The sequence below is a fragment of the Rhodovulum iodosum genome, from assembly GCF_041020385.1.
Lineage (GTDB): Bacteria > Pseudomonadota > Alphaproteobacteria > Rhodobacterales > Rhodobacteraceae > Rhodovulum > Rhodovulum iodosum.
Genome location: NZ_JBEHHI010000003.1, coordinates 665485 through 690614 on the forward strand (window position 1 = coordinate 665485; position 25130 = coordinate 690614).

At 67.6% G+C, this 25130-nt stretch carries 28 protein-coding genes and 1 pseudogene; 11 read left to right on the forward strand and 18 right to left on the reverse strand.

The features are described 5' to 3' along the window. Positions 1 to 5: 5 nt before the first annotated feature. From Ga0609869_RS17325 to ilvD, 6 genes are all read right to left on the reverse strand, one after another. Complete coding sequence (locus Ga0609869_RS17325) at positions 6 to 521, reverse strand: copper chaperone PCu(A)C (RefSeq protein ID WP_125403448.1); 516 nt, start codon at positions 519 to 521, stop codon at positions 6 to 8. Positions 522 to 571: 50 nt separating this feature from the next. After that, entirely contained in the window at positions 572 to 913 is a 342-nt protein-coding gene (locus Ga0609869_RS17330) for a hypothetical protein (RefSeq protein ID WP_125403447.1), read from the reverse strand. A gap of 76 nt (positions 914 to 989) precedes the next feature. Then, complete coding sequence (locus tag Ga0609869_RS17335) at positions 990 to 1385, reverse strand: hypothetical protein (protein WP_245972105.1); 396 nt, start codon at positions 1383 to 1385, stop codon at positions 990 to 992. Further along, positions 1382 to 2155: a DUF6478 family protein gene (locus Ga0609869_RS17340; protein ID WP_125403446.1), complete on the reverse strand. Its 774-nt coding sequence runs from the start codon at positions 2153 to 2155 to the stop codon at positions 1382 to 1384. The genes Ga0609869_RS17335 and Ga0609869_RS17340 overlap by 4 nt, the downstream gene beginning before the upstream one ends. A gap of 67 nt (positions 2156 to 2222) precedes the next feature. Beyond that, positions 2223 to 2876, reverse strand: a complete 654-nt coding sequence (locus Ga0609869_RS17345) for a hypothetical protein (protein WP_125403445.1) — start codon at positions 2874 to 2876, stop codon at positions 2223 to 2225. A 1-nt stretch (position 2877) separates the two neighbouring features. Then, positions 2878 to 4611 (reverse strand): dihydroxy-acid dehydratase, encoded by a 1734-nt coding sequence (ilvD, locus tag Ga0609869_RS17350; RefSeq protein WP_125403444.1) that lies wholly within the window; start codon positions 4609 to 4611, stop codon positions 2878 to 2880. Positions 4612 to 4729: 118 nt separating this feature from the next. On the opposite strand from ilvD, the gene Ga0609869_RS17355 reads away from it, so the two are divergent. The 4 genes from Ga0609869_RS17355 to Ga0609869_RS17370 all read left to right on the forward strand — a co-directional run bounded on the left by Ga0609869_RS17355 (position 4730) and on the right by Ga0609869_RS17370 (position 8886). Further along, a complete protein-coding gene (locus Ga0609869_RS17355) occupies positions 4730 to 5614 on the forward strand; it encodes a CPBP family intramembrane glutamic endopeptidase (protein ID WP_170168754.1) in 885 nt (294 codons plus the stop codon). A gap of 67 nt (positions 5615 to 5681) precedes the next feature. Further along, positions 5682 to 6560 carry a CPBP family intramembrane glutamic endopeptidase gene (locus Ga0609869_RS17360; RefSeq protein WP_211336774.1) on the forward strand — a complete coding sequence of 293 codons (879 nt, stop codon included), beginning with the start codon at positions 5682 to 5684 and terminating at the stop codon, positions 6558 to 6560. Between the two features lie 74 nt (positions 6561 to 6634). Beyond that, positions 6635 to 7615: an acetyl-CoA carboxylase, carboxyltransferase subunit beta gene (gene accD / locus Ga0609869_RS17365; RefSeq protein ID WP_125403441.1), complete on the forward strand. Its 981-nt coding sequence runs from the start codon at positions 6635 to 6637 to the stop codon at positions 7613 to 7615. Then, a complete protein-coding gene (locus Ga0609869_RS17370) occupies positions 7612 to 8886 on the forward strand; it encodes a bifunctional folylpolyglutamate synthase/dihydrofolate synthase (protein ID WP_125403440.1) in 1275 nt (424 codons plus the stop codon). Before accD ends, Ga0609869_RS17370 begins: the two co-directional genes overlap by 4 nt. Before the next feature lie 73 nt (positions 8887 to 8959). Here Ga0609869_RS17370 and zapE read toward each other — a convergent pair whose 3' ends face one another. The 4 genes from zapE to Ga0609869_RS17390 form a co-directional block, all read right to left on the reverse strand. Then, complete coding sequence (gene zapE / locus Ga0609869_RS17375) at positions 8960 to 10042, reverse strand: cell division protein ZapE (RefSeq protein ID WP_125403439.1); 1083 nt, start codon at positions 10040 to 10042, stop codon at positions 8960 to 8962. Between the two features lie 75 nt (positions 10043 to 10117). Beyond that, positions 10118 to 11044 (reverse strand): alpha/beta fold hydrolase, encoded by a 927-nt coding sequence (locus Ga0609869_RS17380; RefSeq protein WP_125403438.1) that lies wholly within the window; start codon positions 11042 to 11044, stop codon positions 10118 to 10120. Continuing rightward, the gene (locus Ga0609869_RS17385; RefSeq protein WP_125403437.1) at positions 11041 to 11961 is read right to left on the reverse strand and encodes an ornithine cyclodeaminase family protein; all 921 of its coding nucleotides are present in this window, start codon (positions 11959 to 11961) and stop codon (positions 11041 to 11043) included. Before Ga0609869_RS17385 ends, Ga0609869_RS17380 begins: the two co-directional genes overlap by 4 nt. After that, positions 11951 to 12580, reverse strand: coding sequence for an HAD family hydrolase (locus Ga0609869_RS17390; RefSeq protein WP_125403436.1), 630 nt, complete (start codon positions 12578 to 12580; stop codon positions 11951 to 11953). Before Ga0609869_RS17390 ends, Ga0609869_RS17385 begins: the two co-directional genes overlap by 11 nt. A gap of 69 nt (positions 12581 to 12649) precedes the next feature. Here Ga0609869_RS17390 and Ga0609869_RS17395 point away from each other — a divergent pair, with 69 nt between their 5' ends. Beyond that, entirely contained in the window at positions 12650 to 13216 is a 567-nt protein-coding gene (locus Ga0609869_RS17395) for a hypothetical protein (protein WP_125403435.1), read from the forward strand. On the opposite strand, the gene Ga0609869_RS17400 is transcribed toward Ga0609869_RS17395, so the two are convergent. Genes Ga0609869_RS17400 through Ga0609869_RS17410 form a run of 3 tightly spaced genes read right to left on the reverse strand, consistent with a single transcriptional unit; the run spans position 13197 to position 15461 of the window. Beyond that, positions 13197 to 13646: a YaiI/YqxD family protein gene (locus tag Ga0609869_RS17400; RefSeq protein WP_125403434.1), complete on the reverse strand. Its 450-nt coding sequence runs from the start codon at positions 13644 to 13646 to the stop codon at positions 13197 to 13199. The genes Ga0609869_RS17395 and Ga0609869_RS17400 overlap by 20 nt on opposite strands. Next, positions 13643 to 14473 (reverse strand): S-formylglutathione hydrolase, encoded by an 831-nt coding sequence (gene fghA / locus Ga0609869_RS17405; protein WP_125403433.1) that lies wholly within the window; start codon positions 14471 to 14473, stop codon positions 13643 to 13645. The genes Ga0609869_RS17400 and fghA overlap by 4 nt, the downstream gene beginning before the upstream one ends. Positions 14474 to 14531: 58 nt before the next feature. Then, the gene (locus Ga0609869_RS17410; protein WP_125403473.1) at positions 14532 to 15461 is read right to left on the reverse strand and encodes an AEC family transporter; all 930 of its coding nucleotides are present in this window, start codon (positions 15459 to 15461) and stop codon (positions 14532 to 14534) included. Positions 15462 to 15633: 172 nt separating this feature from the next. On the opposite strand from Ga0609869_RS17410, the gene Ga0609869_RS17415 reads away from it, so the two are divergent. Genes Ga0609869_RS17415 through Ga0609869_RS17430 form a run of 4 tightly spaced genes read left to right on the forward strand, consistent with a single transcriptional unit; the run spans position 15634 to position 18603 of the window. Continuing rightward, on the forward strand, positions 15634 to 17007 hold the full coding sequence (locus tag Ga0609869_RS17415) for an arylsulfotransferase family protein (protein WP_125403432.1): 1374 nt from the start codon (positions 15634 to 15636) through the stop codon (positions 17005 to 17007). Next, positions 16992 to 17207: a hypothetical protein gene (locus Ga0609869_RS17420; protein WP_125403431.1), complete on the forward strand. Its 216-nt coding sequence runs from the start codon at positions 16992 to 16994 to the stop codon at positions 17205 to 17207. The genes Ga0609869_RS17415 and Ga0609869_RS17420 overlap by 16 nt, the downstream gene beginning before the upstream one ends. A 3-nt stretch (positions 17208 to 17210) precedes the next feature. After that, on the forward strand, positions 17211 to 17588 hold the full coding sequence (locus Ga0609869_RS17425) for a hypothetical protein (RefSeq protein ID WP_170168753.1): 378 nt from the start codon (positions 17211 to 17213) through the stop codon (positions 17586 to 17588). Continuing rightward, positions 17581 to 18603 (forward strand): sulfotransferase, encoded by a 1023-nt coding sequence (locus Ga0609869_RS17430; protein WP_170168752.1) that lies wholly within the window; start codon positions 17581 to 17583, stop codon positions 18601 to 18603. Before Ga0609869_RS17425 ends, Ga0609869_RS17430 begins: the two co-directional genes overlap by 8 nt. Here the strand turns inward: Ga0609869_RS17430 and mbfA are convergent. Continuing rightward, a complete protein-coding gene (gene mbfA / locus Ga0609869_RS17435) occupies positions 18600 to 19577 on the reverse strand; it encodes an iron exporter MbfA (RefSeq protein WP_125403429.1) in 978 nt (325 codons plus the stop codon). The two genes, Ga0609869_RS17430 and mbfA, sit on opposite strands and share 4 nt — an antisense overlap. A 176-nt stretch (positions 19578 to 19753) precedes the next feature. Between mbfA and Ga0609869_RS17440 the strand changes: the two genes are divergently transcribed. Further along, complete coding sequence (locus Ga0609869_RS17440) at positions 19754 to 20365, forward strand: TetR/AcrR family transcriptional regulator (RefSeq protein WP_125403428.1); 612 nt, start codon at positions 19754 to 19756, stop codon at positions 20363 to 20365. Between the two features lie 87 nt (positions 20366 to 20452). Continuing rightward, entirely contained in the window at positions 20453 to 20959 is a 507-nt protein-coding gene (locus Ga0609869_RS17445) for a SixA phosphatase family protein (RefSeq protein WP_125403427.1), read from the forward strand. A gap of 17 nt (positions 20960 to 20976) precedes the next feature. On the opposite strand, the gene Ga0609869_RS17450 is transcribed toward Ga0609869_RS17445, so the two are convergent. From Ga0609869_RS17450 to Ga0609869_RS17465, 4 genes and pseudogenes are all read right to left on the reverse strand, one after another. After that, complete coding sequence (locus Ga0609869_RS17450; protein ID WP_125403426.1) at positions 20977 to 21348, reverse strand: 2Fe-2S iron-sulfur cluster-binding protein; 372 nt, start codon at positions 21346 to 21348, stop codon at positions 20977 to 20979. A gap of 300 nt (positions 21349 to 21648) precedes the next feature. Beyond that, positions 21649 to 22332 carry a dimethylsulfonioproprionate lyase family protein gene (locus Ga0609869_RS17455; RefSeq protein WP_125403425.1) on the reverse strand — a complete coding sequence of 228 codons (684 nt, stop codon included), beginning with the start codon at positions 22330 to 22332 and terminating at the stop codon, positions 21649 to 21651. Between the two features lie 226 nt (positions 22333 to 22558). Next, complete coding sequence (locus Ga0609869_RS17460) at positions 22559 to 23350, reverse strand: amino acid ABC transporter ATP-binding protein (RefSeq protein WP_125403424.1); 792 nt, start codon at positions 23348 to 23350, stop codon at positions 22559 to 22561. 13 nt (positions 23351 to 23363) lie between these two features. Beyond that, positions 23364 to 24026 (reverse strand): annotated as a pseudogene (locus Ga0609869_RS17465) (amino acid ABC transporter permease); the annotation flags it as partial. Positions 24027 to 25130: the final 1104 nt, after the last annotated feature.

Genomic DNA, 25130 nt, shown 5'->3' on the forward strand with positions numbered 1-25130 from the left:
GCGCGTCAGTTATTGTTCATCCCCTGGCCCATTGCGCCGCCCGTCATGGGCATGTTGCCTTGGTTCATCATTGCCCCGCCCGGCTGACGTTCCAGGTCGACCGGAATGGTCACGGTCACGTCGCCGGCCTTTTCAAAGCTCAGCGTGACCTCGACGGTGTCGCCGTGGTTCAGCGACCGGGTGAGTCCAAGGAACATCACGTGATCGCCGCCGCGTTGCAGCATGTGGGTGCCGCCGGCGGGCACGGGAAAGCCCTCTTCGACCCGGACCATCTTCATGATGCCGCCCGCGTCCTCGATATGGGTATGCAGCTCGACCTTGTCGGCCACGTCCGAGGCGGCGGCGACCAGCCGGTCGTCAACCTCGCCGGTGTTCTTGATCGTCATGAAGGCGGCACCCGATTTCGACATCATCGTCGAGGCGCGGGCATAGGGGTCTTCGATCTCGATTCCCTGGGCAAGGGCCGGCAGGGCGGTTACGGCAGCGGTCAGCGCCGCGAAAACGGTGGATTTCAGGGACATTGCGTCCTCCCGTCTGTCTGATTGCGTGTTTGGAACGGTAAAAGGCGCAATCAGGCCGGCGGCGCGCGGGCCCTTGCCGCAACGGGGGTGCGCCCGCGCCGGGTACAGCGCCGGTGCCGCGACCGGCGCAGCCGTGCAGCGGCAGGCCGGGCCGGCAGGGCCGGCGGAAGCACCGCCAGCGACACCAGCGCGGCCACCCCGTCGGGGCAGACATGCGCCGGGCCCGTCGGGTTGCCCTCGGCATCCAGCGCGATCGTCTGCAGCCCGAACCCGGTGCAGATCACGATCTCACCTGTCGCCGCCCCCTGCCCGCGCGCCACGGCGAGGCTGAGCGAACTCAGCGCCAGGGCGAGGGCAAGCCCGAATGCCAGGAATGGGCGGAACGCGGTCATCGCCCCGTTCTACGCGGACAGGATAGATCGGGCCAAGCCGAAAGCGCACCGGGTCTCAAAACCCGCTGCGGTTCGCTCAGGTGTCGCGGCAATGGCGCCGGAAGGCCCGCTTGAGCATGTCCAGTTCGGCGCGCAGCAGGTCAAGCTCGGCGCGGATATCGTCTTCCAGCGGCTGGCCGGTGACAATGGTGAAATGGCCCAGCGTCTCGCCGCCCTCATGGGCGCGGATGACGAAGGTTTGCACCCCATCGCTCAGCAGCTCTGCCGGGATCGGCAAAGTCGCGCGCCAGTCGGCGGCGTCGTCCCTCAGCGCGGCGATCTCGAGCCCGGGCAGGACCCGTTCGAGATGAACGATGTCGATGGCAGGCGGATCGGCGCTGCCGGGGACGCCGTCGAGCAGACCTTCCCACGTGCCCGAGATCACCCGCGAGCGCTTGAGAACCGGCAAGGCGGAGGCGGTCACATCTTTCACAGCTGCGCCCTCGGCCGGCGGCTCAGGGTCACGTCGCGCAGGATGATCTGGTTCATTTCCGGTCCCTCGAAGATCAGGTCGATCCACATCTGCTCGACCCGCTTCTCGTTGAGCTTTGTGTAGGCGAGGTCGAACTCCACCACGATGTCCTCTTCGTTCAGCGGCAATTCGCGTACGATCTGTTCCACGTTCGGCCCGTGGCGGATGTTGAGCCGGGCGAAGATTTCCAAGGGTTTTTCCATCTCGACAACGGTTTGAAGCCGCAGCAGATGGCGCTTTTTCAGCCCCTCCACCGCCGAATGGGGCAGATCCAGCACCAGCGACAGAAAGCTGCCGTCAAAGCGGAACACGTCAAGGCGCAGACCGAAGGGCGCGATATCCTCGGCGCGGGTGTTGCGCAGTTGGCGCACGGTCAACTCCGAGATCCGGCAATCGTGAAACACCGTCGCCTCGTCGCCGAATTTGGTCTTGCTCTCCACCGAGGCGGCGCCGATCGGTACGATCGGCCCGCGCCAGAGCTGGGGCCGGTAGGCCCAGTCGGTGCCCAGCGGCTTGGCAATCGCGTTCGATCCGATGGGCGGCAGGGTCAGCCGCCCGTCGGCCACGAATAACAGCCGGTCGATGCGCCGACGCAGCGCGCGGGCGCGGCCGCGCAGCGCGCGCAGATCGCCCAGGTCGACGCCATCGGCCCTTGACGCCGCGCGTTCCCAATGGCGCAGGGCACGGCGGTGCATCAAACGGTCGATCAGGGTGTCTGCCTGTCTGGACATTCGCTGGCTCGGTTTTTCGTTCGTCGTGCCGGAGTTTAGCCTATTAAACAATTCGTTTCACGCAGGTTTAGGCGTCTTGCCCATCGGCAGCCGCGCTGGCGGCGCGGGTGCGCCCGGCAAGACCCTGCAAAAGCGCCAGAGCGGTGGCATCGCTGATCGGCCGGGCCTCGAACGGCAGCACCGAGGCCGTGACCACGCGACCGTTCACCTCGAAGATCGCGCGCCAGTAATCGTCGCGCAGCCCCGCGTCGCGCCCTGCGCTGGTGTCGCGGGCATGCAGCAGGAACAGCCCGTCGCCATTGCGGGTTTCCAGGATCGTCACGCTTGCGGCCCGGCCATCGCGGGCCAGGGCCGCGCGGCCCGCCTCGGAGGCGAAGTAGCGGCGCAAGAGCGCGGCGCGCGCGGCCGGACGGGCCGGGGCCGCCTCCTTTGCCACGGTCGCGGTCAGGATCGCGGGCACCGGCGGCACCGCGCCGGTGCCGCCGCCCAGCGCCGCGCAATTGGCGAGCAGGACAAAGGCCCCCTCGGCCCGGTCGCTGCTGGCGCGCCTGTCGATGCAATACCCCGGCGGGCCGACGACCACCACGGTCGCGTCGCTGACCGCGATACGCTGGGGCGCGGCGCGGCTGAAGGCGAAACCGCCCGTCCCCGCACCGGCGCCCGTTTCCATGCATCCCGCAAGCAGTGCCAGCGCCGCGAACGGAACGGCGGCGCGGCGCATCTCAGAGGTCCATGTAGACGTGCTTTTCGCCATCGGCGCCAGGATGGGTGACCGCACCCTTTCGGGTAGAGCCCACGAGCTGGGCGTATTTCCACAGCGCCCCGGAGCCGTAGATCGTGTCTTTCGGGCCCGGCCAGGCGGCCTTGCGCGCGGTCAACTCTTCGTCGGAGAGATCCACCGACAGGCGGCCATTGACCGCGTCGATCGTGATCGTGTCGCCGGTCTCGATCAGGGCGATGGGCCCGCCATGGGCGGCCTCGGGGCCGACGTGGCCCACGCAAAAGCCCCGGGTCGCGCCCGAAAACCGCCCATCGGTGATCAGCGCGACCTTCTTGCCCATGCCCTGGCCCGACAGCGCGGCGGTGGTGGCCAGCATCTCGCGCATGCCGGGGCCGCCCGCGGGGCCCTCGTTGCGGATGACGATCACCTCGCCCTCGTTGTAGTCGCGCGCCTTGACCGCGGCAAAGGCGTCTTCCTCGCATTCGAAAACGCGGGCCGGGCCGGTGAAGACCTGGTGTTCCTCGGCCATGCCGGCGACCTTCACGATGGCGCCTTCGGGGGCGAGATTGCCCTTCAGCCCCACGACGCCGCCGGTGGCGGTGATCGGCGCATCGACCGGGTAGATCACCCGCCCGTCGGCCTCGCGCTCGACGAGGTCGATCTCTTCGCCGATGCTGCGCCCGGTCACGGTCATGCAATCCTCGTGGATCAGCCCTGCGCGGCGCAGCTCCTTCATGATGACCGGCACGCCGCCGACCTCGTACAGGTCCTTGGCCACGTATTTCCCGCCCGGCTTGAGGTCGACGAAATAGGGCGTGTCGCGGAAGATGTCGGTGACGTCGAAAAGATCGAAGTCGATCCCCGCCTCATGGGCGATGGCGGGAAGGTGCAGCCCGGCATTGGTCGATCCGCCCGAACAGGCCACCACCCGCGCGGCGTTTTCCAGTGCCTGGCGGGTGACGATGTCGCGGGCGCGGATGTTTTTCTCGATCAGCTCCATCACCGCGCGGCCGGAGGCCTCGCAATACTGGTCGCGGCTTTCGTAGGGCGCGGGCGCGCCCGACGAGTTGGGCAGCGCCAGGCCGATCGCCTCGGACACGCAGGCCATGGTGTTGGCGGTGAACTGTCCGCCGCAGGCGCCGGCCGAGGGGCAGGCCACCTTTTCCAGCGCGATCAGCGCCGCGTCGGACATGTTGCCGGCCTGGTTCTGGCCCACGGCCTCGAACACGTCCTGAACGGTCACATCGCGCCCCTCGTGCCGGCCCGGCAGGATCGAGCCGCCGTAGATGAAGACCGACGGCGTGTTGAGCCGGACCATGGCCATCATCATGCCCGGCAGCGACTTATCGCAGCCTGCCAGACCCACCAGCGCGTCATAGCAATGCCCGCGCATGGTCAGCTCGACCGTGTCGGCGATGGCCTCGCGGCTGGCCAGTGACGAGCGCATCCCTTCGTGGCCCATGGCGATGCCATCGGTCACGGTGATGGTGGTAAACTCGCGCGGGGTGCCGTGGGACTCCTTGACGCCCATCTTTACCGCCTGGGCCTGCCGGTTCAGCGCGATATTGCAAGGCGCGGCCTCGTTCCAGCAGGTGGCGACGCCCACGAAAGGCTGGTGGATCTCTTCTTCGGAAATCCCCATCGCGTAATAATACGAGCGGTGCGGCGCGCGGGCCGGTCCCTCGGTGGTGTAGCGGCTGGGCAGGCGGGACTTGTCGGTCGGGCGCTTGAGCATGGAAACCTCCGGCAGGAAATTCGGTGTTTCCCGGAATAGTCGGCGCGGCGCGGGCGCACAAGCGATTGATGGAGGCACCGCTGGCGGTCTAGGGTCGCGTTACGAGCAGGGGTGTGCCATGGGCTACTACCACCACGAGATACTCGTCCGTCCGGCGCGGGCCCGGCCCGACCTCTGGCGGTTGGGGCTGGGCCTCTTGCTGGCCGGCGCTGTCTATCAGGCTCTCGTCTACACCTCCTACGGGCTGGCCGCCCTGGCAATGGGTGACGCCGCCGCGACAGCGGTGTTTCACGGTGTCTTCACATCGACCCTGACCAGCACCGAAACGCTGCTGCTGCTTTATTCCTTTGGATTTCTCGCCGTCGGTATCTTCGTCGCCGCGCGTCTGCTGCAGGACCGTCGGCCATTCGGTCTGACCGGCCCGTTCTTTCGCGCCTATGCCGATTTCGCCCAGGTCACCGCGGCGTTGGGGGTGCTCTACGCCGGTCTCGGGGTGTTGCTGCCGACCGATGTCGAGGTCTACCGCAACGTCACGTTCGGCACGTGGCTGACGCTGCTGCCGCTGGCGCTGCCCGCGCTTCTGGTGCAAACCTCGGCCGAAGAACTGCTGTTCCGCGGCTATCTGCAGCAGCAGCTCGCCGCGCGCTTCAACAGGCGCGTTGTCTGGATGGGCGTGCCCGCCGCGCTGTTCGCCGTCGGTCACTACATGCCCGAAACGGCCGGGGAAAACGCCAAATACCTGGCGCTCTGGGCGGGGTTGTTCAGCCTCTGCGCGGCCGATCTGACAGCGCGCACCGGCACGCTGGGCGCGGCTATCGGGCTGCATTTCGCCAACAACGTGCTGGCGGTGCTGGTGACGTCTTTGCCCGGCGCAGCCTCTGGGCTTTCGCTCTATACCTATGCCTTTTCTGCCAGCTCGGAGGCGATGCAGCCGCTGATCGCCATAGATTTCGCCGTCATCGGCCTGTCGTGGCTGACCTGCCGGGTGGCGCTGCGCGTCTGAGATGGACGATCCGCCGCAGCCGGGCTAGCTTGCCCGCGCGAGACTTACCGAACAGATGCGAGAGCCCATGCGCGCCCCGGAATTCGAAGACTACATCGCCCCCGCCCGCGTCTACCCAGAGCTTTGGCGGCTGTTCGCCGGGCTGCTGGTGATGCTGCTGATCTATACCGGCGCGACCATCTTCATGGTGATCGGGCTGGTCCCGGTGCTGCAGGCGCCGCTCGCGGTGATCGGCTGGTTGCAAAGCCTGACCAAACCGACCGAGCCCGGCCAGACGCTGTTTCTGCTGGCCACGTTCCTCGGCATGGGGCTGGGCGTGGTCGTTGCAACGCAGGCGATGCATTTCCGCGGGGTCGAGACGCTGTTCGGCCCGCGGCGCGAGACCATGCGCGACTTTTTCCGCACGCTCCAAATCCTGGTGCCGGTCTACGCGCTGCTTCTTGCGATCGGCTGGCTGATCGAGCGTCCGGAGGCCAATCTCGCCCCGGGCCGCTGGCTGATGCTGCTGCCGATCGCGCTGCCGCTGCTCTTCGTGCAGATCGCGTCCGAGGAAATGCTGTTCCGCGGCTACCTGCAACAGCAACTCGCCGCGCGTTTCGCCGCCCGCGTGGTCTGGATGGGGCTGCCCGCGGTCCTCTTCTCGGCGCTGCACTACAACCCCGAGGCCGGGATGACGAACGTCTTCGTGCTGATCAGCATCCTGATCTTCGCGCTGGCCGCCGCCGACCTGACCGAGCGGACGGGCAGCCTGGGCGCCGCCATGGGGTGGCACTTCGTCAATAATTTCGGCTCGCTGCTGGTGCTGTCGGTCAAGGGCACGATCAACGGCCTGTCGCTTTTCGTCACCCCCTACGACGTGAGCGAGCAAACCGTCGCACCGATCGGCCTGGCGCTGGAATTCCTTACCATTATCGTGATGTGGCGGCTGTTGCGCGCGCTTCTCTAGGCGCCTGCGCCCGATTGCAATTCCCGTCGCCCCGGCTTATCTGAGCCCGCAGACCGAGCGGAAGGCGCAAGCCCATGAACTGGATTTCCAACTACGTCCGGCCCAAGATCAACTCGCTGTTCTCGCGCCGTGAAATGCCCGAGAACCTGTGGACCAAGTGCGAGTCCTGCGGGACGATGCTGTTTCATCGGGAAATGGCCGAAAGCCTGAATGTCTGCAACAATTGCGGCCATCATATGGGGATCACCCCGCGCGACCGGTTCCTGACGCTGTTCGACGGCGGCATCTTCAACGAGATCGAGGTGCCCCACCCCGTCGCCGACCCGCTGCAGTTCCGCGACCAAAAGCGATACCCCGACCGCATGCGCGCCGCGCAAAAGGGCACCGGCGAGAAAGAGGCGATGCTGGTCGCCGAGGGCGAGATCGGGCGCACACCCGTTGTCGCCGCGGCGCAGGATTTCAGTTTCATGGGCGGGTCCATGGGCATGTATGTGGGCAACGCCATCGTCGCCGCGGCCCAGCGCGCGACCGAGCTCAGGCGACCGCTGATCCTGTTCTCCGCCGCCGGCGGGGCGCGGATGCAGGAGGGTATCCTCAGCCTGATGCAGATGCCGCGCAGCACGGTGGCCGTGCAGATGCTGAAAGAGGCCGGGCTGCCCTATATCGTGGTGCTGACCCATCCCACTACCGGGGGCGTCACCGCCTCTTACGCCATGCTCGGCGACATCCAGATCGCAGAGCCCGGCGCGCTGATCTGTTTTGCCGGCCCGCGCGTCATCGAACAGACGATCCGCGAAAAGCTGCCCGAGGGTTTTCAGCGCGCCGAATACCTGCTCGAACACGGTATGCTCGACCTGGTGACGCCCCGCGGCAAGATGCGCGACGAGCTGATCACCATCACCCGCATGCTGATGGGCCTGCCCCCGGCCGTGCGGGGCGACCTGCCCCCGCCGGCAAGCTTTGCACAATTGCCCGAGCCCCAGCCCGAGGTACAGCCCCCCGCCCCCCACGGCGCCACGCCCCCCCCGCCCGAAGACGAGCCGCAAAAGACGTGAGCACGCGCTCCAGCGACGTCCTGCTCGAGCGGATGATGGCGCTTCATCCCAAGGTCATCGACCTGACGCTCGACCGGGTCTGGCGCCTGCTCGGCGCGCTCGGCAATCCAGAGGCGCGCCTCGCCCCTGTGATCCATATCGCCGGCACCAACGGCAAGGGCTCGACGCTGGAGATGATCCGCGCGGGGCTGGAGGGTGCGGGCCACCTGGTGCAAGGCTACACCTCGCCCCACCTGGCCCGGTTTCACGAACGCATCCGGCTGGCCGGCGGGCCGATCACCGAGGCCGCCCTGGCCGCGGTGCTGGCCGAATGCGAGGATGCCAACGGCGATGCGCCGATCACCTATTTCGAGATCACGACCTGCGCGGCCCTGCTGGCCTTTTCGCGCGAGCCCGCCGATTTCTGCCTGCTCGAGGTCGGGCTCGGCGGGCGGCTCGACGCCACCAACGTGATCGACCGCCCAGCGCTCACCGTGATCACGCCGGTCTCGGTCGACCACCAGCATTACCTCGGCGAGACCCTGCAAGAGATCGCCGCCGAAAAGGCCGGCATCCTCAAACGCGGCGTGCCCTGCGTCGTCGGCCCGCAAGAGGAGGCGGCGCTTGAGGTGATCGAGGACCGCGCGGCACGGCTGGGCGCGCCGCTGCTGGTCTACGCTCAACACTGGCATGTCTGGGAAGAGCGCGGCCGGCTCATCTTTCAGGACGAAGGCGGGCTTTTGGACTTGCCCCTGCCGCGGCTGATCGGCGCCCACCAGGTGATGAATGCCGGCGCCGCGCTGGCCGCGCTGCGCGCGCTGGGCCAGGGCGAGGCCGCGCACGAGGCCGCGATGACCAGCGCCGAGTGGCCCGCCCGGCTGCAACGGCTGCGCGAGGGGCCGCTCGCCGCCGCCGCCGGCCGGGCCGAGCTGTGGCTCGACGGCGGGCACAACCCCGCCGCCGGCGCGGCACTGGCCGAGGCGCTGGACCGCCTGCCGCCCCGGCCGCTCTACCTGATCTGCGGGATGCTGAAGACCAAGGACGTAACCGGCTACATGCGCCCGCTCGCAGCGCAGGCCGAGGCGCTGCACGCGGTCTCGATCCCCGGCGAGTCGGCAACTCTGAGCGCGGCGGAGACGGCAGAGGCGGCCCGCTCCGTGGGCATGAACGCAGCGCCCGCCGACAGCGTGGCGCAGGCCGTGGCCGAGATCGCCGCCGCCGCGCCCAGCGCGCGCATCCTGATCTGCGGGTCGCTCTATCTCGCCGGCCACGTGCTGCGCGAGAACAACTAAGCCGCCGCTGAAAGACGCCTTCCGGGAGTTTTGGCAAGAAGTGTCGAGCGGTCCTGGCCCCGCCGCGGGCCGGTCAGCCTTGCGCCCAGTCCGCCGCCTGCATCTCGCGCAGACGGCTCGCCGTGCGCTCAAACTCGAACGACCCCGCCCCTTCGATGTAAAGCATTTCCGGCGACGCCGCGGCCGAGGCGACCAGACGCACCTTGGCCTCGTAAAGCGCGTCGATCAGCGTCACGAAGCGGCGTGCCTCGTTGTAGTTCTCGCTCGACAGGTTCGGGATGTCCTCTAGGATCAGCACATTTACCCGGTCGGCCAGCGCCAGGTAATCCGCCGGGCCCAGAGGCCGCGCACAGAGATCCCAGAAGGTCGCCCGCCCCACCCCGTTGTGAAACTGCGGCAGCTCGACCATCCGACCCTGTACCTTGAACCTCAGCGGCACGCCCTCGGCGCCGTTGGTGAAGTCCTGCCAGACCGCCTCCATCGCCGCGCGGGCCGCACGGTCGGCGGGGGTGAAGTAAAGCTCGGCACCGGCCAGACGGTTCTGCCGGTAATCGGTCGGCGAGGCGAGTTCCATCACCTCCAGCCGCTCCTTGATCAGTTCGATAAAGGGCAGGAAGCGCACGCGTTGCAGCCCGTCCTTGTAAAGATCGTCCGGCGGGCGGTTCGAGGTGGTCACCACCGTCACCCCCGCCTCGAAGAGCAACTGGAACAGCCGGCCCACGATCATCGCGTCCGCGATATCGGTGATCTGCATCTCGTCGAAACACAAAAGGCGCAGGCCGTCGGAAATCTCGCCCGCCACCGGCTTCAGCGCATCGTCCGCCCCACGGGCGCGGGCGGCGTGCAGCCCCGCCTGCACCTCCTGCATGAAGGCGTGGAAATGCACCCGCCGCTTGCCCTCGATCGCCACGTGATCGTGAAAGAGGTCCATCAGCATCGACTTGCCGCGCCCGACCCCGCCCCAGAGGTAAAGCCCGGTCACCGGCTCGGGCGGGGGCGCCTTGCGAAAGAGCCCGCCGCGCGGCGCGGGCGGCGGGTTTTCCAGCGCTTGTCGGATGCGTTCAAGCGGCTCCAGCGCCGCGCGCTGTACCGGGTCTGCGGACAGCGCGCCCGCATCGACCCGCGCGTCGTAGAGGCTGGGCAGCGTGTCGGTCATGGATCGGCTATGTAAGTCGCTGCGGCGCAGAAGGAAAGACGGCGCGGCACGAAGCGACCGTTACATGAAGCGCCCCTACATCTCGCGCAGAAAGTCCTGCATCGCGCTGTGGATGTCGTCCGCGCGGGTATAGACCAGCGCGTGGGACGCCTCGGGCAGGCTGACCTGCATGGCGGCGCGGTTGATCTCGGCCAGCCGGCCCAGCGCGGCCAGCCGGATCGTCTCGTCCGCCTCTCCCCAAACGGCCAGCACCGGAATACCAGCCTCGGCGATGCGGCGGTGATCGGCGGCCTGATCGGCGGGCAGCATGTGCCGCAGGCTGGACAGGATCGCGGGCATGTATCCGCGAAACCGCGTCTCGCCGGCCTGTTTCCCGGGCAGGTCCGCAGGCACGCCCGGCTGGCGCCCGGCCACGCGGGCGGCGCGGCGCTGATGCCAGCCGCCCACCACCCGGATCATCCAGTCGCCCAGCACCGGCACGTCGCGGGCGAAGCCGGCCAGCCGCCCAGGCGTGTGGCCCAGCCCCGCCGGCGCGATCAGCATCAGCCGGTCCACGCGATTGGGCTCTTCCGATGCGAACGCCGTGGCGATGGCCCCGCCCATCGAGTAGCCCACGAGGGTCAGGTCGTCGTCCAGTCCCTCATGCGCCAGCAGATCGCGCAGCTGTTGCAGGAAGAAGTCACGGTCCTGCCGGCCCTCGGGCCGGTCAGACAGCCCGCGCCCGTAGAGATCGTAGCGCAGCACGCGATAGCCCATGCGGGTGAGGTTCTGCGCGACCTCGTCCCAGACATAGGACGAACTGGTCAGCCCGTGGATGCACACCGCCACCGGCCCGGCCACCGGCCCCTGCCAGCGGTAATGGGTGATCCCTTGCGAAAGCTTGGCAAACCGCCCCGGCGCCTCGCCTCGGGCGCGGGCGCGGGCGTCCATCGGCCGGCGCATCCGCTCGGACGCGATGTAGCTGAACGCCACCAGTGCGAGAAGAACCGCAACCCAGATCATCGCGCGCGCCACGCGCCGAGGATGTAACGCCCGGACATCAGGTCGAGATGGGCGCCGCCGCCATTCTTGAACAGCGTGATCTCGTCGTCCGAGCGCCGGGCGAAATCGCCGCTCGGCAGGTCGTAATAATCGGCCACCACGTCCTCGCGCCCGATCGCGCCGGCCTCGAGCGGGATCTTCAGCTCGCCGATATGGTCGAGCGTCGTGGCGCGGCTGTCCACGAATATCCGCGCACGTTTCAGCGCGGCATCGTCGGCCTCGCGCATGTCGGGGCGGAACGCGCCGATCAGGTCGATATGCTGGCCGGGGCGCAGCCAGTCGCCCATGATCAGCGGCGCGGTTGCCATGGTGGCCGAGGTCACGATATCGGCGGCGCGCACAGCCGCCTCCAGGTCGGGCGCGACCTCGATATCTGGAAAGGCGCTGGCCAGCCGCTGGGCGCCCGCCGCGCTGCGGTTCCACACGGTGAAACGGGCCTTGGGGAAGGCCGCGAAATAGGCCTCGTACAGCGAATGGGCCACGGTGCCGGCGCCGACGATCAGGATACGCTCGCTGTCGGGCCGGGCGAGTTTGCGCGCCGCCAAAAGGCTGTCGCCCGCGGTCTTCCACTTGGTGACCAGGTGGAAATCGACGATCGCCTCCAGCAGCCCGTCGCAATTGGAATAAAGGCACATCCCGCCATTCACCGCCGGTTTGTCATGTGTCGGGTTGCCGGGAAAGACCGTCGCCGTCTTGACCGCGATCCCCAGTCCCTCGATCCAGGCGGCGCGGTTCAACATCGTATCGCTGCCGCGGTAGAGAAAGCTGTCGGCGATCTCGGCGCGCGGCAGGGAATGGCCGGCCTCCAGCGCCTCGGTCAGCGCGATCCAGTCCAAAAGCGGCTCGCCGGTTGCATAGTCGATCAGCTCAGGCGGCATGGGCGGCCTCCTCCGGGCTCAGCAGGCCCTCTTGCACCAGCCGCGCCGCCCAGCCCTCGGGGCCGTCGAAGAGATGGGTCGCCCATCCCCGCGCCGCGGCGGCGGCCACGTTTTCGGGTTTGTCGTCGGTGAAAAGCAGGCACTCGGGGGCGAGGCCGCAATCCTCCTCGACGATCCGGTAGATCTCCGGCTCGGGCTTCATCACCTTCAGGCAGCCCGAGATATAGCGCCGGTCGAAATCGTCGAGAAACGGATAGGCCGCGCGGGCCACCTCGAAACTGCCGACGCCGAAATTGGTCAGCGCAAAGACCGGCACGCCGCGCGCCCGGAGCGCGTGCAGCAGGTGCACCGAGGCCGGGAAATGCGGGCTGGCCATCTCGACCCAGCGGTCGTGCCAGAGCCGGATCGCGTCGGCGAATTCGGGGTGCGCCTCGGCCAACCCGTAGACCGCGCCGCGGAAATCGTCGCCCCGGTCGATACCGTCGTTCATCGTGTAAAGGTCGACCGTGCGGAACATCGCCCGGCGCCGTTCGGGGCCGATCACCCGGTCGAAGAACCGCTCGGGCTGCCAGTCGATCAGCACCCGGCCGATATCGAAGATGACTGCGTCGATGGGCACATCGCACCCCTTGTTCCGCCTGTCCTTGGGTTAGGATATCTTGGGCGCATTGCAAACAGGAGTTTTCCGATGGCCCCCGAGACGCCCAGAACCGATGCACCGAAGGACCACCCGCCCTCGAACTTCGCCGCCATTCTGGCGCTTCTGGCCAGCCTGACCGCGGCGGGGATGACCTATGTGCATTTCTTTGTCGCAGGGGTCACGATCGACGCGATGGGCCTGTCGCTGGTGGTGGCGATCTTCCTGCCCTGGCTGCTGCCTTATGTGAAGAGCTTCAAGTTCGGCGGTGCCGAGGTCGAGCTGCGCGAACTGCGCAAAGAGGTGCAGGAGGCCAAGCAGATCGCGCAAAAAGCCGACGAGATCGCCGAGGAAACCCGAGAGGCGGTGTCGGAACCGGCGGCCGCGGCGGTGGCCGCCGAAACGACGGCAGGCCCCGCCGAAGAGGTGGTGAAAGCCATCCGAGAGTCGCGCTTCGCCTTCCGCACCCCGGAGGGGATCGCCCGCGACCTGAAGGGGCCCGACCCGGTCGAGGTCGAGAAAATCCTCGAAGATCTGCAAAGCGAGGGCGTTGTCCGTCGCGCCAGGAAAAGCCGCCGGAACGATCTGTGGACGACCGTTAACGCGCCGCGGCCCTGAGCGCACACTCCAGCGCGTCGAGAAACCGCGCCCGGTCGGCCTTGGAAAACGCCCGCCCGCCGCCCTGGCGGAACGGGTCGGCCGCGCGCAGGTCGGCCATCAGGTCGCGGGTGGCGAGCTTTTGGCCGATATTGGCCTGGGTAAAGGGCTCGCCCGTGTGGTTCAGCACCGCGGCCCCGGCGGCCACGCATTTCGCGGCGAGCGGAATGTCGGCGGTCACCACCACGTCGCCCGGCCCCGCGCGCTCGGCGATCCACTTGTCGGCCTCGTCGGGGCCTTCCGGAACGTAGACCATCCGCGCCAGCGGATGCTCGACCGGCCTGAGCCCCCCATTGGCGACGTACATCACCTCGGCCCCGTGCCGCTCAGCCACCCTGAGCGCCTCGGCCTTGACCGGGCAGGCATCGGCATCGACGAAAACCCGGCTCACCCGTATAGCGCCTCGGCGTGGAAGGCGACGTGATCCTCCATGAAGGTGGAGACGAAGAAATAGCTGTGGTCATAGCTTTTCTGCATCCGCACCGTGCCGGGGTGGCGCGTCTCGGTGATCGCGGCGGCCAGCGCCTCGGGCATCAGCGCGTCAATAAACTGGTCCGACGTGCCCTGGTCGATCAGCATCGGCCCGGCGAAGCCGTTGGCCCTGAGCGACAGGCACGCATCGTGACGGGTCCAGTCGACCTGACCCTCGCCCAGATAGGCATGGATCGGCTTTTTCGCCCAGTCGGATTCGCTGGGATGGGTGATCGGCGCAAAGGCCGATACGCTGGAAAACCGGCCGGGATAGGCCATGGCGATGGTCAGCGCCCCGTGCCCACCCATGGAATGGCCCATGATCGACTGGCGTTCCTCGTCGATGGCGAAGGCGTTGACCAGCAGGCGCGGCAGCTCTTCGGCCACGTAGTCCCACATCCGGTAATTGGCGGCCCAGGGGTCTTGGGTGGCGTTCACGTAAAAGCCCGCGCCGGTCCCGAGATTGTACATCTCGTCATCGGCCACGCCCTCGCCCCGCGGCGAGGTGTCGGGAAAGATCAGCGCCACCCCCTGTTCGGCCGCCCATTGCTGGGCCCCGGCCTTGACCATGGCGTTCTCGTGGGTGCAGGTCAGCCCCGAGAGGTACCAGATGACAGGCACCGGCCCGGCCTCGGCCTCTTCGGGCAGGAACAGACCGAAGGTCATGTCGCAGCCGCACACGCCGGACGGGTGGCGATAGACGCCCTGAACACCGCCGAAGCACCTGTTTTCCGAAACCGCTTCCATCGCTGGCCCTCCTGATGGTTCGCCCCGGCCTAGCGCGCCTTACCGGCCCCGCGCAAGGCTAGAGCGCCGAGACCCACGCGATCACCGCCGAGACGCTCAGCACCGAGGCCGCGGTCGAGATCAGGATCGACGCCGAGACGCGCTGCGGCGCCACATTGTAATGCTGCGCCAGGATAAAGACGTTGCCCGCCACGGGCAGCGACGCCGCGGCGATCATCACCCCCGCGGGATAGGGCGCGACGTCGAACAGCACGAGGGCGCTGAACGCGACCGCCGCCGGATGGACCACCAACTTGAACAGCGACAGCAGCGCCGCGTCGTACACCCGCACCGCCGATTTGGTGGCCAGCGACGCGCCGATGGCGAACAGCGCACCGGGTGTGGCCGCCGCACCCAGGAGGGTTACGAACTCTTCCAGCGGGGTGGGAAACGGCAGGTCCAGCGCCGCCCACGAGAGCCCCAGCACGATCGACACGATCATCGGGTTCTTCAACAGCCCCAGCCCGACCGTGCGCAGGATCGCCGGCGACATCCGCCCGTCACGCCCGCCGGTAATCAGGATCACGATAAGGCTGCCGAAGACGATCAGATCGGCGGCCAGCACCATCATCACCGGCCCGATCGCCGCCTCGCCCAGCAGCAAGACCAGCATCGGAACACCAAGAAAGCCCACATTGCCGATCACAGCGCATTGCGACTCCACCGCCGCCTCCTCGACCCCGCGCCCGCGCAGGAACGACACCGCTGTGGCCAGCAGATAGACGCTGCCGGTGGCTGCCAGATAGGCCAGAACGAACCGCGTGTCGAAAACCTCGGCAAGCGACAGGTTGGCGGAAAACCGGAACAGCATCGCCGAAAGCGCGAAGTAGAACACGAACTTGGTCAGGTAGGCCGTGGCCTCGGGCGTGAAAAACCGCGTCCGCCCGGCACCGTAGCCAAGGCCGATCAGGGCGAAGAACGGAAGGGTTTTCAACAGCACCGCGAGCATGTCTTCGCCTAGCACGGCGGCGAGGGAATGCAAACGCGCCCGCCTGTTTCCAAAGAAGCAACGGCTTCCCGCCCAATTTCTGACAAGGCATGACCTTAGAATAACTCGCAATCTCGACGGTGACGGACAAGGAGCGATGCAAACGGACCGCTCGACAAGACTTGCAGCAAGGGTGAGCCTGGCGATGCTGGGCTTTCTGGTGCTGATGCTGTTTTCATGGACGGCGCTCAAGGGCTTGGTGCAGCCCGACCGCACCGGCGCGCTGGGCCGGGTGGCGCTGCGCGTGGCCTCTTTCCCCTGGGTCGTCGAGCGCGCCTGGAACGAGGCGGCGGGGCTGATCACCGGCACCGTCCAGACCAAGAGCCTGTCTGTCCCCCGGCCCGATTTCGACGAGGCGGGGTTTCGCCCGGTGCGCATGGCCGACGGCACGCCGCTGTCAGGGCTGATCGTGCGGGGCGAGGCGTCGAAAGCCGACCGCGGCTGGCGGCTGTTGACCGGTGCGATGCACGTGGACGGGCACCCCGCCCATGTCGCCGCCCTGCTCGACCCCGAGCTGAGGGTGGTCCGCCGCTGGACGCTGGACGAAACGGACGTGCCGGGCGCCGACCCCAACGGCGACAGCAACATCCTGCTGCACGGTCTTGCCATGCTGCCCGACGAATCGCTCGTCTTCGCCTTCGACAACGGCGCGGCGCTGCAACGGCGCGATGCCTGCAACCGCCCGGTCTGGGTGGTGCCGGGGCGGTATCATCATTCCGTCACGCTTGGCACGGAGGGCCGCAGCCTCTGGGCGCTGCGCGACGACGGCTTTGCCCCGATGGGCCCCGACCCCGACGCGCCCGACACCGGCCTTGTGCAGATCGACCTCGCCACCGGCGCGGTGTTACGCGAGATCGGCGTCGGCGCGATCATGGCCGCCAACCCCGGCCTCGGCCTGTTCGAACTTGGCCGCCTGGACGAAAACGAGGTGCAGACCAACGCCGCCGGCATCATCGGACGGTGGCAACACGACCCGGTGCATTTCAACGATATCGAGCCGCTGACGCCGGCCATGGCCGGTGCCTTCCCCGGGTTCGAGGCCGGCGACCTGCTGATCAGCGCGCGCAATCTCAACACGGTGATGGTGCTCGACCCCGACAGCCTCAAGATCCGCTGGTACCGCACCGGCGGGATGCTGCGCCAGCACGACCCCGACTGGCAGGCCGACGGCACGATCACCGTGTTCGACAACGCCATGGGCACCGGCGTCAGCCGCATCCTTGCGCTCGACCCGGCGCAGGCGGGCAGCGAGGTTTTGCACGACGGCGCCGAGACCGGCTTTTACACCCGGATCCGGGGCAAGCACACGCGCACCGCGCGCGGCGATCTGGCCATCGTCAGCCCGCAACAGGGCCGCGCCTTCGAACTGGCCGCCGACGGTGCGAAGGTGCTGGAATTTTTCAACCTCAAGCCGGGCTCGGACGACGAGGTCTTCGTTCTCAGCGAATATCTCTGGTTCCCCGAGGCCGCAGTCAGCCTGAAGGAGGAAACATGCCTAACCGACTGATCCCCCTGGTCGCCGCACTGGCACTGATGCCGGCCGCGGCCCATGCCTATATCGGCCCCGGCATGGGGCTGGGCGTCATCGCCTCGGTGCTGGGCGTCGTCGCCGCGTTTTTCATGGCGCTGATCGGGCTTTTGTGGTTCCCGCTCAAGCGGCTGGTCAAGCGCCGCCGGGCGCCCGCCGCGCCCGAGACCTCGGACTAGGCGATGCTGACCGAGATCGCCGCGCTGGCCGTGCTGGCCTTGCTGGTGGCCGAACTGGCAATGCGCCTGCCCCTGGGCGCGGCGACGCGGGCCATCGTGTCGCCGAACCGGCGCGCGCTGGCGGTGCTGCGCTCGGCCCGCATCTCGGACCACTGGAAAGAACGCGCGATGCTGGGCTATGCCCGGCGCACGCTGGCGGCCACCGGCGCCTTTGCAGGCTGGGTCTTGCTGCTGGTGGGCGCGGCGCTGGCGCTGGGTGCGCCGGTCGCGCTGGTGCTGCCGGGCTTCGCGGCCTTTGCCGCCTCGCCGATTGGCCTTGCGGCCGCCAGCATCGCGGCCTGCCTTCATGTCGCCGGGCGCCGGCCCTGGGCGGATGTCTGACTACACCCCCCTCGAAAAACTGCTGCACCGGATGGTTCTGGGCGTGCCGGCCATCGCCGAGACGGCATTCGCCGCCGACCAGGCGCTGGCGCGCCCCGACGCCGCCGCGGCGCGCAACGGGCGGCACGTCTTCGTCGCGGGGCTCGCCCGCGCCGGCACCACCATCCTGACGCGGCGCATCCATGCCAGCGGTGCCTTCGCCTCGCTCACCTATCGGGACATGCCGTTCGTCCTGGCCCCCAACCTGTGGCAGCGCCTCGGCGGCGGCAGCGACCGCGCCCTCGACACGCAGGAGCGCGCCCATGGCGACGGCCTGATCGTCGGCATCGACAGCCCCGAAAGCCTGGAAGAGCCGTTCTGGCGCGTCTTCGACGGCCCGGCCTATATCGGGCACGACCGCCTGCACCCCCATATGCCCGACGCCGCCCTTTGCGCAAAATACGCGGGCTTTGTCGGCGCGATCCTCAAGGCCGCCGGCGGCACGCGGTACCTGGCCAAGAACAACAACAACATCCTGCGCCTCGCCATGCTGGCCGAGACCTTTCCCGAGGCCGAGATCCTGGTGCCCTTTCGCGCGCCGGGGGCCCATGCCGGCTCACTGCTGTCCCAGCACCGGCGCTTTGTCGAGCGTCACGCGGCCGACCGCTTTTCGCGCGCCTACATGGGTTGGCTGGTGCATCACGAATTCGGCGCCGACCACCGGCCCTTTGCTGCGCCCGCCCCCGCGACCGCCGATCCTATGGCGCGCGACTATTGGCTGGCACAATGGTGCGCGGTCTATGGCGGGCTGATCGACACCGCACCCCGCACCGCGCGTTTCGTCTGCTACGAAGACCTCTGCGGCGACCCCGGCACCTGGGCGGGCCTCGCCGCGGCGCTGAACATCCCGGCAGAAGGGGGCGAGGCGTTTCGCACCCCCCCCGCCCCTCCGGCCCTGCCGGAAACGGCGCGCGAGGCCGGGGCCCAGGCGCTTTACGCCCGCCTGCGCGACCGCGCCCGGGCAGCGCCCGTCTAGCTCGACCCGATCAGGACACCGGCGGCAAAGACCAGCGCGCCCCCCAGCACCACCTGGAAGGCGGCGCGCAGGAAGGGCGTGTCCATGTATTTCTTCTGGATCCAGGCAATCGCCCAGAGTTCGAGGAACACCACGATCATTGCGATGATCGTCGCCGTCCAGAAATGCGGAATCAGGTAGGGCAGCGCGTGGCCCAGGCCGCCGACGGCCGTCATCACCCCCGAGGCGACGCCGCGCTTGAGCGGCGACCCCCGGCCCGAGATCTCGCCGTCATCCGATGCCGCCTCGGTAAAGCCCATCGAGATGCCCGCGCCGATCGAGGCCGCAAGGCCCACCAGGAACGTCGTCGAGGTGTCCTGGGTGGCAAAGGCGGTGGCGAAGATCGGCGCCAGCGTCGATACCGAGCCGTCCATCAGCCCCGCCAGCCCCGGCTGCACCCAGGTCAGCACGAATTGGCGGTGCGAGGTGCGGGCCTCGGCCTCGGCCACATCCTCGCCCACATGGGTGCCGGTCAGGTTTTCGGCGGCCGCCGTGTGCCCGGCCTCTGCCGCCGCGAGATCGCCCAGCAGCTTGCGCGTATCGGCATCGCTGGTCCGCTTGGCGGCCTTGATGTAGAAATCATGCGCGTCCCGCTCCATCATCTCGGCTTCTTCGCGGATCCGTTCGATCCCGAGGTTCTGCACCAGCCAGACCGGGCGGCGGGCATAGTAGCCCGACACATGCTCGCGCCGGATCAGCGGGATAACGTCGCCGAAGCGGCGGCGGTGGATCTCGATCAGGCGATTGCGGTGGCGGTCTTCCTCGGTCGCCATGTTTTCGAAGATCTTGGCAGAGTCGGGATAGTCGCCGCGCAACTCCTCGGCATAGCTGCGGTAGATGCGCGCGTCGTCCTCTTCCGACGAGATCGCGAGCGCAAGGATTTCCTGTTCGGTAAGGTCTGAAAAGCGCCGACGCTGGGAGAAACCGGGAATCATGGGCAGACCTCATTTAGAATCATTCTAAAGATATCGCGGGATGGGTGGCTTGCAAGACCGAGCCATGGCGCGGTGCGCAGACAGATGCCAGTGGGCGTTTCGCCGCTCCCGGCACCTTGCCGTTTCTGAACCGCGGAGTCTAAACTCGGTGACGACAGAGACGGAGAGCACCGCGCGTGACGGCACAGGGCATCAAGAAGGGCCGCAAGTATACCGCCGTGCTGACAGGCGCCAGCGAGGTTTTCCTGCGCGACGGGTTCGAAGGCGCCAAGGTCGACGACATCGCCCACGCCGCCGGCGTGTCAAAGGCGACGCTCTACAACTACTTTCCCGACAAGCGTCTGCTGTTCGTCGAGGTGTTCCGCTGCGAATGCCAGCGCCAGACGGGTGCGGCGCTCGACGTGATCGACTTCGACGCGCCCGCCGCCGAGGTGCTGGCCGCCGCCGCGCGGCACATGATCGCGTTCTTTCTGTCCGATTTCGGGCAGGGCATGTTCCGCATCTGCGTGGCCGAGGCCGACCGTTTCCCCGAGCTCGGCGCCGCCTTTTACGAGACCGGGCCGATCCGTCTGCACCAGGAAATCTCGGATTTCCTGAACCTTGCCCGCGCGCGGGGCGAGCTTGTCATCGACGATATCGCCCTGGCCACCGACCAGTTCATCGAGCTGTGCAAGGCCGATCTTTACCTGCGCCGGGTCTTCGGGGTGCAGACGGCGTTCAGCACCGATGAGATCGTCCGAGTGGCCGAAGGCGCGGTGAGCACCTTCATGGCCCGCTACGGCGCCTGAGGCCCTGCGCCCGCAAGGCGCTGGCGGCTAGCCGCAAAGCCATGCAAAGATGCCCCGAACACCGAGACCAAGAGGGCCCGCACGATCATGAGCCTGCGCCTGATCCTGACCCGCCACGCCAAATCCAGCTGGGACGACCCGACCCAGGACGATCACGACCGGACGCTCAACACGCGCGGCCAGCGCGCGGCGCCCGCCATCGGGGCCTGGCTGCACGCTCATGGGCATATCCCGGCCGAAGTGGTCAGCTCGACCGCGCGCCGCACGCTCGAGACATGGGAATTGCTCGCGCCCGAGCTGGGCAACGGCATGGTGATGCGGCGCGACCCCGAGCTATTCCACGCCACGCCCGAGGCGATGCTGCGCGCGCTTCAGGGCTGCGCGGCCAGCCCGCTGCTGATGATCGGGCACAACCCCGGCATCGCCGAGTTCGCCGCCCGTCTGCTGTCCCGCCCGCCCAGGCACCCGCGCTTTGACACCTATCCCACCTGCGCGACACTGGTGGCCGAATTCGACGCGGCCGACTGGGCCGACGTTGAGTTCGGCACCGGCCGGCCGGTCGATTTCGTCGTTCCCAAGGACCTGACGGATTAGGGCCGGGGCGGCATCGCTCAGGACGCGCCGCCGGGCTCTCCGGTGAAGGAGACGGTCACGTTCTCGTCGCGGGCGATGAACTGGCAGGCCAGTCGATAGCGCGGCGGCATGTCGTTGACCTCGGCATTCTCGATCTCTTCCGCGGTCAGCTTGCCCAGCTCCTTGAGGGTGCTCTTTTCCTTGTCGGTCAGCATGATCGCCTTTTTCGTGTCGGGGTCGTCATAGGTGACCTCGATCAGGCAAGAGCCGCAATTGCCGTCGCGGCATTCGAACGAGATCGGGATGTTGTAGTCCTCGGCCAGCGCCAGGATCGTCTTGGTATCGCCGGCGACGGCATAGACCGCCTTGTCCTTGTGCATCGTCGGAGAGGTGAAGGTTACAATTGCCATGTCGCTGTTCCTTGGCTGGCCGCCCTGCCCGCGCGGCGCGGGCGGCGTTGAGTGGTTCGAACCGGGCGCGCGTTTCCACCGTGAGCAAAGCAAGAACCATGCCACCGCCCTGAAAGCAGGGCTTTCGCGCCTCGCTCGGCGGCTGCGTCGGGAAACGGACAGGGAAAAGCGACAAGGCCGACAGGGGACATGCCCCCAAGCGGCGGTGCGGACCAAGGCGCAGGCCCGGCCAGCGCGCCAAGCCACCCGGCGGCACATGTGCCAGCTTCGCGGCCCGCGCCCGACCGGCGGTGGCGCGCGTCAGATGCCCTGGTTCATGCGCGCCCTGCGGGTCGAACTCAGCTTCATCCCCGGCGCGGAAAGCCGCCCCTCCGGCCCGACCCAGGCATAGGCCAGAAGGCACGGGTCGAGATCGGCGGTGGTGATCCGATGTTCGTGCTCGGCACGGTTGAGGATCAGCGAGCCCGGGGCATGGACCGCGGTATCGTTTTCGGACCAGGCGCCAGAGACCGAGATATAGCTTTCCTCGATCTCCTTGTGGCTGTGCTGGGGATAGGTGGTCTTGGGTGCGAAAAGCACGTAGCCCAGCACGAGCCGTTCGGACCGCACCGGGCCACGCGGCCCCAGGACCTCGCAATAGGCATACTTCCTGGCCAGAGACTTGGGCACGCGCTCATAGCCGTATTCCCATGTCAGCAGCGGCGTGACGCGGGACAGCGCCCGCGCCATCCCGCCCACCGAGCCGCGTTCGCCCAGGTCGAGCGCGCGCGGCAGATGCGCGGTTACCGGCTTGGCCTCCGGCGGGCGCAAGGAAATCTCGGGATTTGCGTCCATGATCTGGGACAAGGTGTCCCTGACCCGCTTGCGATGGCTCCGTATCAGCCGGCTGCCCCCGGCCGAGCCGTGGCGGTAGAGCGTGTCGAACTCGCGCAACAGGTACAGCCAGTCGGGACGGTCGAAGAGACGTGGCGGGGTTTCGTCCATGGGTGCGCCTTTTGGCTCGGTCAGCGATGGCGTCACGGCGGAATCTCCAGTGGGGAAACCAGCCCGAACGCGACCCGTTCGGCGGTCCCGTTGCGATGCTACTGCATCCGCGTTTCGCGTTCTATCGTGATATGCGCCCCTCGCGCCCGGCCCTGGCCACCGCTGCCCCGCCCGACCGCCGATGGGGCACGGGCCGGCCGCAACCAGCGCGGCGAGCGGCGCGCCCTCAGTGCCCGAGGATCTGGCTGAGGAACAGCTTGGTGCGGTCCGATTGCGGGTTGTTGAAGAACTCTTCGGGCTCGTTCTGTTCCACGATCTGGCCCTGGTCCATGAAAATCACCCGGTTCGCCACCTGACGGGCAAAGCCCATCTCGTGGGTGACGCAGATCATCGTCATCCCCTCCTTGGCGAGCTCGATCATGGTGTCCAGCACCTCCTTGATCATCTCGGGGTCGAGCGCCGATGTGGGCTCGTCGAAGAGCATGATCTTGGGCTTCATGCACAGCGACCGCGCGATCGCCACCCGCTGCTGCTGCCCGCCCGACAACTGGCCAGGGTACTTGTTGGCCTGCTCGGGGATCTTCACCTTGGTGAGATACTCCATCGCCGTTTCCTCGGCCTCTTTGCGCGGCACCTTGCGGACCCAGATCGGCGCCAGCGTGCAGTTTTCGAGGATGGTCAGGTGCGGAAACAGGTTGAAGTGCTGGAACACCATCCCGACCTCGGAGCGGATCTTGTCGATGTTCTTGAGGTCGCTCGTCAGCTCGATCCCATCCACGACGATGCGCCCCGCCTGGTGCTCTTCCAGCCGGTTGATGCAGCGGATCAGCGTCGACTTGCCCGAGCCCGAGGGCCCGCAGACCACGATGCGCTCGCCCTGATTGATCGTCAGGTCGATGTCGCGCAGCACGTGAAAGGCCCCGAACCACTTGTTCATGTTGGTGATCTCGATGGCGACCTCGTCGGAGACCTCCATCTTGGAAGGATCGATGTCGCTTTCGACGGTAAGCTCGGTCATTTGACGGGTTCCTCTAGCGGTTCTCGGTCTGAAGCTTTTGCTCCAGGAACATCGAGTAACGGGACATGGAGAAGCAGAAGATGAAGAACATCAGCGCGATGAATCCGTAAAGCTCCCACACGATGCCGTTCCAGTCGGTGTCGGCGCGGATCGCGTTGGACAACCCGATCGGGTCGAACAGCCCGATGATCGACACCAGGGTGGTATCCTTGAAGACGCCGATAAAGGTCGAGACGATACCGGGGATCGAGATCTTCAGCGCCTGGGGCATGATGATCAGCCGCTGCGCCTTCCAGTAGTCGAGGCCCAGCGCGTCGGCGGCCTCGTACTGCCCCGTGGGCAACGCCGCCAGACCGCCGCGCACCACCTCGGCCATGTAGGCCGAGGCGAAGAGCGTGACCATGATGATGACGCGCAGGATGATGTCGAAATCGGTGCCCGGCGGCAGGAAGTAATTAAGCAGCACCGAGGCCACGAACAAAAGCGTAATCAGCGGCACGCCGCGGATGAACTCGATAAAGCCCACGCAGATCGTGCGCACGATGAAGAGGCCCGACTGACGGCCCAGCGCCAGCATCACCCCGATGGGCAGCGACAGGGTGATCGCCACCAGTCCGATGGTGATCGACAGCATGAAACCGCCGAAGCGCCGGCTTTCCACCGGCTCCAGCCCGATACGGCCGACCTCTTGATGCACCAGGGCGATGGCGTTTTCGGCCGTCCGCAGGTTCGTCTCTGCCTCCAGCAGGGCCTCCAGCGTGGCGCGGTCGTCCTCTGGCGTGCCGCCGGGGAGGGCCTGCACGCTGTCATAGCCGCTGACGCTCGCCGGCAAGGCATCGCTCAACCGCTCGACCTCGGCACCGAATTCCTGCCGGCGCGCCCGATTCTCGGGCATGGCCTCGATCCCGTTCAGCAGGGTGCGCGCCTCGGACAGGCGTTCCGATTTCTGCCCGATGATCTTGCGCAGGTAGGCCAACTCGTCGCGCGCCGCGCGCATGGTCACGATATCGCGGTCGATCTCGGCACCCAGCGCCGCGGCGCCCTCGGGCGCGTCGGCCTCGCCCTCGATGGCCGCCTCGTAAGCCTCGACCTTTTCTTCCTTGGCGGCGTCGGCCTCGGCCAACTCGCGCTGAAGCGCTTCGGCGCGGGCCTCCAGCTCGGCGATCTCGCCGGGCAGGCGATCTGCATCGGCGCTCAATGCCTCGGCAACCGCGGGCATCCGGATATTGGCGATCATCGACCCGATCGCCCCGTTGATCGGCGCCACCGCGTAAAGCCACCAGAGCGCGGCGAGCAGCAGGGCCAGCGGCGCAGCGCCAAGCTCGCCGATCACCGGCGTCCCGAAGCGCAGCACGGCGAAGGCGAGAACGAAGCCCGCGATCACCAGCAGCGGCATCCAGACCGAACCGCCCCACAAGAGCCAGGGCACCAGGAAGGGCGCCGCCGCCGAGAGCCACAGCATCTTGCGCGGAAACCCGGTGAACATGATCGGCGCCAGCGCCACCATGGCCACCACGAAAGCCAGGATCGGCCGCCAGTATAGCTCGGCCGGGTAAAAGCCGAAGATGAGCTGGAGGTATCGCTCTCGGATCACCGCCCAGCAGGCGCCGTCGGCAGAGGCCCCGAAGGCCGCGTCGATCTGCTGGCGGCATTCGTCCAGCGACTGCGCTGTCCAGCTCGATTGGAAGAGCCACGGCAGGATCGCCGAAAGCACCATGTAGATAAAGGCCAGCGCCAGAAAGGTGAGGATCGAGTTCAGCCAGCCCGCGAACAGGTTCTC